Origin of the sequence: Superficieibacter electus, assembly GCF_002915575.1 — a bacterium.
Taxonomy (GTDB): Bacteria; Pseudomonadota; Gammaproteobacteria; order Enterobacterales; family Enterobacteriaceae; genus Superficieibacter; species Superficieibacter electus.
This window is the reverse complement of sequence record NZ_PQGD01000057.1, coordinates 1-4,378: the sequence shown is the minus strand read 5'-3', so window position 1 is coordinate 4,378 and position 4,378 is coordinate 1. Positions and strand designations below refer to the sequence as shown.

Sequence of the window (4,378 nt, the reverse complement as noted above, 5' to 3'; positions counted from 1 at the left end):
GTTTTAGCCAGTACGGTAGTGATTGCAGCGGTCAGCGTTGTTTTACCATGGTCAACGTGGCCGATAGTACCGACGTTAACGTGCGGTTTTGTACGTTCAAACTTTTCTTTAGACATCGATTGTCCCTCTAAGACACGGATAAATCGGTGATATCACCACATCAACCAGGCAACATGCCCGACTTGTTGAATGAATAACAGAAGGAAAACAGGGGAGGAGAGATAAAGAAGTGGTGCTGATACCCAGAGTCGAACTGGGGACCTCACCCTTACCAAGGGTGCGCTCTACCAACTGAGCCATATCAGCACGTCTGGAGCGGGCAGCGGGAATCGAACCCGCATCATCAGCTTGGAAGGCTGAGGTAATAGCCATTATACGATGCCCGCATCCTGAAACTCGGCTACCCAGTTCTTTCTGTTTAAGCTGGCTCATTTTACTGAACCAACTCAAGCAACGCTACGCATTGCCAGAAATGGTGGTGGGGGAAGGATTCGAACCTTCGAAGTCTGTGACGGCAGATTTACAGTCTGCTCCCTTTGGCCGCTCGGGAACCCCACCGGGCTTGATGGTGCCGACTACCGGAATCGAACTGGTGACCTACTGATTACAAGTCAGTTGCTCTACCTACTGAGCTAAGTCGGCATCAAGTAGCGCGCATTCTAGGTAGACCTGAGGCTGCATGCAACTAAAAAATTGCATAAATTGTTCTATCGCTCACATTTTGTGCGCAAGTGGGCAAATATGGTGTAAATTCGCTCATCACAGAGCATTATTTCGTCTTTTTATCATCCGGGTGGCATTGGCCGTCAGGCTTGCTGATGATGCTCCAGCCGGTTTTCATACCGGAGATTGAACGGCTTGAGACGATTTTTTCTTATCTTCCCTTTCATCTGGTGTTAACCTCCTGCCCATTGTGAAAATTAACTGAAATGTGCCGCGCCTTCGTTCCCTCATCATCCAGAGGACTGGAGGGCAGCGAGAAACATGTTTATGAGCAAAAAAGAACACGCGTTAATGACGCCCTACATGGAATTCGACCGCCGCCAGTGGGCAGCTCTTCGTGATTCAGTCCCAATGACGCTGACCGAGGGGGAAATCGCCCGCCTGAAAGGCATTAACGAGGACCTTTCTCTGGAAGAAGTTGCAGAGATTTATCTGCCACTGTCGCGATTGCTCAATTTTTATATTAGTTCCAACCTGCGCCGCCAGGCCGTACTTGAACAATTTCTTGGAACCAATGGACAACGCATTCCCTACGTTATCAGTATTGCCGGTAGTGTAGCGGTAGGGAAAAGTACTACCGCACGCGTGTTGCAGGCGCTGCTAAGCCGTTGGCCGGAACACCGGCGCGTGGAGCTAATTACTACTGATGGCTTTTTGCATCCGAATCAGGTGTTGAAAGACCGGGGGATAATGAAAAAGAAAGGCTTTCCTCAGTCTTATGATATGCACCGACTGGTTAAGTTTGTTTCGGATATCAAATCAGGAGTGCCGAATGCTACTGCCCCGGTTTATTCGCATCTTATCTATGATGTGATCCCTGATGGCGATAAAAATGTCTCTCAACCGGATATATTGATCCTCGAAGGGTTAAATGTATTGCAAAGCGGCATGGACTACCCGCACGATCCGCATCATGTATTTGTGTCTGACTTCGTTGATTTTTCTATTTATGTTGATGCGCCGGAAGAGTTATTACAGACCTGGTATATTAACCGTTTCCTGAAATTCCGCGAAGGGGCGTTTACCGATCCCGATTCTTATTTCCATAACTATGCGAAGTTATCAGAAGAAGAAGCGGTTAATGTAGCCACTTCATTATGGAAAGAGATTAACGGATTGAATCTTAAAGAAAATATCCTGCCTACCCGTGAGCGCGCCAGCCTTATTATGACAAAAAGCGCTAATCATGCAGTGAGACAGGTACGCCTGCGTAAATAGTGTAAGGGAGCGTTTGCTCCCTTTTTTATTCAGCGCTCCGCAGAGAAATCTCGCCGCCCATCCACGGTTTAATTTCACCGTTTTGTTCCAGCAAGAGCGCACCCTGCGCATTTATTCCCCGAGAAATGCCCACAATTTCTCTGTCACCAATAATAAGTTTTACCTGGCGGTGAATAAAGTTATCTAATTTTTCCCAGCGAGAAAGATAAGGTGTCAGCCCTTCCAGTTCAAACAGTTGCAAAGCGGTTCTTAGCTCTTTAATTAAGCGAACAGCAAGCGCATTGCGATCGATGGTGATCCCCGCTTCCTGCAGATTGATCCAGCCCTGGTTTATCACATTCTCTTCGACCCGACGCATTGCCATATTGATGCCAGCACCGATGACTATTTGTGCTGCATCGCCCGTTTTCCCGGTTAGCTCAACCAAAATACCTGCCAGTTTACGATCCTGAAGATAGAGATCGTTTGGCCATTTCACACGCACCTTGTCTGCGCCCAGCTCATGAAGAACTTCAGCCATCACAATACCGATCACCAGGCTCAGACCTATGGCGGCAGCCGGACCTTGTTCAAGTCGCCAGTACATTGAAAGATAAAGATTTGCGCCAAACGGTGAAAACCATTTACGTCCGCGGCGTCCGCGGCCTGCCTGTTGATATTCGGCAATGCAGGCATCACCCGATTGCAACTCGCTGAGGCGATCGAGAAGATATTGATTAGTGGAATCAATAACCGGTAGCACCGTCACTGAACCATAATCAATCTGGCGGCGGATCAGTTGTTCATTCAATAACTGGATGGGTTCGGGGAGGCTATAGCCTTTGCCAGGCACAGTAAAAACATCTACTCCCCAGTCACGCAGTGTCTGGATATGCTTATTGATTGCTGCACGGCTCATCCCCAGCCTTTCACCAAGCTGCTCGCCAGAGTGAAAGTCTCCATCGGATAAAATAGAGATTAGCGTTAACGGAACAGTATTGTCTTTCACGCGATAGTCTCCACGGCGCTGACTTCGCCATGGCTGCCAATAAAGCGCACCTCAGGCTCAAGCCATACGTTAAATTTTTCCCCGACAAGATGGCGTACTCGCTGCGCGAGATGAACAACATCCTCGCTGAGCGCATTACCGGTGTTAATCAGAACCAGAGCTTGCTGTTGATGAACCGCCGCCCCGCCCATACGCATTCCTTTCAGCTGACATTTATCGATAAGCCAGCCTGCAGCAAGTTTAATGGAACCATCCGCCTGAGGATAATGCGGCGCATCCGGAAAGGTAGCCAGCAATGTTTGTGCTTGCGCAACGCTGATGACTGGATTTTTAAAGAAGCTCCCGGCGTTACCGTTTACTTTAGGATCGGGCAATTTAGTCGTGCGCATATGGCACACAGCATCATAGACCTGTTGAGGTGTTACTGTTGCAGGATCAAGTCGGGTCAGGTCACCATAGGTTAAAACGGGCTGCCATACTTTTGGCAGGCGTAAACCCACCGCGACGATAGCATAATGATGCTGGTATTCATGTTTAAAAATACTGTCGCGGTAGCCAAAACGGCATTGCGGAGCAGCGAGGCGTAAGGCGTGGCCGGTCGCCAGCTCAATGCAATCCACGTAATCGCAGACGCGTTGTAATTCGACACCATAAGCGCCAATGTTCTGGATTGGCGAAGAACCAACGCAGCCCGGGATCATCGCCAGGTTTTCCAGGCCGGGCATGCCCTGCTGTAAGGTATATTGCACCAGATGATGCCAGTTCTCTCCCGCCCCAACATGGATATGCCACGCCTCCTGTCGCTCGGTGATGTTAATACCTTTAATACGATTGACGATCACTGTACCGCTGAAAGCAGTAAGAAACAGGACGTTACTACCCTCGCCCAATATCAGTACAGGGGACTGTTGTTGCGTTGCTTTCTGCCATGCGCTTACGAGTTGTTGTTCATTTTCAGCGCAGACAATGTCGTTTGCGGCCTGATCGATGCCAAAGGTATTCCAGGGTTTGAGGGAGTGGTTCATAAACGCTATCCTGATGCAAAATCACGGCTAGTTTACCGCATCTGCAGGAAGATGGCTTGTGGTTATAGAAGAGGGATGACGTATAGATTTTTTACTATAAAAACGCAAAAAGCCCATCCTGACGGACGGGCTTTTCACTTATTTGATGCCTGGCAGTTCCCTACTCTCGCATGGGGAGACCCCACACTACCATCGGCGCTACGGCGTTTCACTTCTGAGTTCGGCATGGGGTCAGGTGGGACCACCGCGCTAGTGCCGCCAGGCAAATTCTGTTATCAACACGTCCTCTGACCTGTCGATATAATCTGTATCAGGCTGAAAATCTTTCTCTCAAACCGCCAAAACACCTTCGGCGTTGTAAGGTTAAGCCTCACGGTTCATTAGTACCGGTTAGCTCAACGCATCGCTGCGCTTACACACCCGG

At 49.1% G+C, this 4,378-nt stretch carries 4 protein-coding genes, 4 tRNA genes and 1 rRNA gene; 1 reads left to right on the top strand and 8 read right to left on the bottom strand.

Annotated elements, in window-relative coordinates:
* The 5 genes from CHU32_RS27555 to CHU32_RS27535 all read right to left on the bottom strand — a co-directional run.
* On the bottom strand, positions 1 to 116 hold a 116-nt coding region (locus CHU32_RS27555; protein WP_000031649.1), incomplete at its 3' end, for a GTP-binding protein.
* Between the two features lie 114 nt (positions 117 to 230).
* Positions 231 to 306 (bottom strand) — tRNA-Thr (locus tag CHU32_RS27550).
* A gap of 5 nt (positions 307 to 311) precedes the next feature.
* Positions 312 to 386 (bottom strand) — tRNA-Gly (locus CHU32_RS27545).
* Between the two features lie 87 nt (positions 387 to 473).
* Positions 474 to 558 (bottom strand) — tRNA-Tyr (locus tag CHU32_RS27540).
* Positions 559 to 566: 8 nt separating this feature from the next.
* Positions 567 to 642, bottom strand: a tRNA-Thr gene (locus CHU32_RS27535).
* 348 nt (positions 643 to 990) lie between these two features.
* On the opposite strand from CHU32_RS27535, the gene coaA reads away from it, so the two are divergent.
* Positions 991 to 1,941 (top strand): type I pantothenate kinase, encoded by a 951-nt coding sequence (coaA, locus tag CHU32_RS27530; RefSeq protein WP_103678825.1) that lies wholly within the window; start codon positions 991 to 993, stop codon positions 1,939 to 1,941.
* A gap of 25 nt (positions 1,942 to 1,966) precedes the next feature.
* Here the strand turns inward: coaA and birA are convergent, their stop codons facing one another.
* From birA to rrf, 3 genes are all read right to left on the bottom strand, one after another.
* The gene (gene birA, locus CHU32_RS27525) at positions 1,967 to 2,929 is read right to left on the bottom strand and encodes a bifunctional biotin--[acetyl-CoA-carboxylase] ligase/biotin operon repressor BirA (RefSeq protein WP_103678824.1); all 963 of its coding nucleotides are present in this window, start codon (positions 2,927 to 2,929) and stop codon (positions 1,967 to 1,969) included.
* Positions 2,926 to 3,954: a UDP-N-acetylmuramate dehydrogenase gene (murB, locus tag CHU32_RS27520; RefSeq protein ID WP_103678823.1), complete on the bottom strand. Its 1,029-nt coding sequence runs from the start codon at positions 3,952 to 3,954 to the stop codon at positions 2,926 to 2,928. Before murB ends, birA begins: the two co-directional genes overlap by 4 nt.
* Before the next feature lie 147 nt (positions 3,955 to 4,101).
* Positions 4,102 to 4,217, bottom strand: a 5S ribosomal RNA gene (gene rrf / locus CHU32_RS27515).
* Positions 4,218 to 4,378: the final 161 nt, after the last annotated feature.

Coding starts and splice junctions, on each gene's coding strand:
- coaA (WP_103678825.1), top strand. CDS start 991: ATGAGCAAAAAAGAACACGCGTTAATGACGCCCTACATGGAATTCGAC.
- murB (WP_103678823.1), bottom strand. CDS start 3,954: ATGAACCACTCCCTCAAACCCTGGAATACCTTTGGCATCGATCAGGCC.